1 protein-coding gene is annotated in these 429 nt (G+C 69.0%); it reads left to right on the forward strand.

Features of this window, described 5'->3' with window-relative positions; all coding sequences use genetic code 11:
- Positions 1-259: hypothetical protein (locus tag I6F37_RS40985; protein WP_225154517.1), on the forward strand; the 259-nt coding region annotated here is incomplete at its 5' end.
- Positions 260-429 lie beyond the last annotated feature (170 nt).

Below are 429 nucleotides of genomic sequence, written 5' to 3' on the forward strand. Positions count from 1 at the left end.
CAAGACCAACGACGTCGCGAGCCTCGAACGCGCGACCCGCGACAAGCTGGCCGGAATCGAGGCGATCGCCGCCGCCGGCACCGGCCCTGCGGGCGACGAGCTGCGCGAGCTGGCCGACGAGGCGCACCGCCTCAACGAGACCGCGCGCATCTACACCAACCTGATGGCGGCAAATGTCCGCCGCCGCCTGCAAACCCTGACCGGCGAGGCCGGCATCGGTGGCGGCTATCGGCCGGGACTGATCGCGGCCTACGCGTAAACTCGTCTTCTCCGTCTCCTGCGGAGGAGGGAGAGGGCGAGGAGCAGAACTGGCACGCCTCTTGCTGATGTCGTCGGCATGACCGTCACCACCATCGCCCCGGCCCGCGTCCAGTCCGCGATCCAGCTCGCGTCGTACCGGACCGGCGTAGACTTCGATTACCTGATGGG

Source organism: Bradyrhizobium sp. NBAIM08 (assembly GCF_020193935.1).
Classification (GTDB): domain Bacteria; phylum Pseudomonadota; class Alphaproteobacteria; order Rhizobiales; family Xanthobacteraceae; genus Bradyrhizobium; species Bradyrhizobium yuanmingense.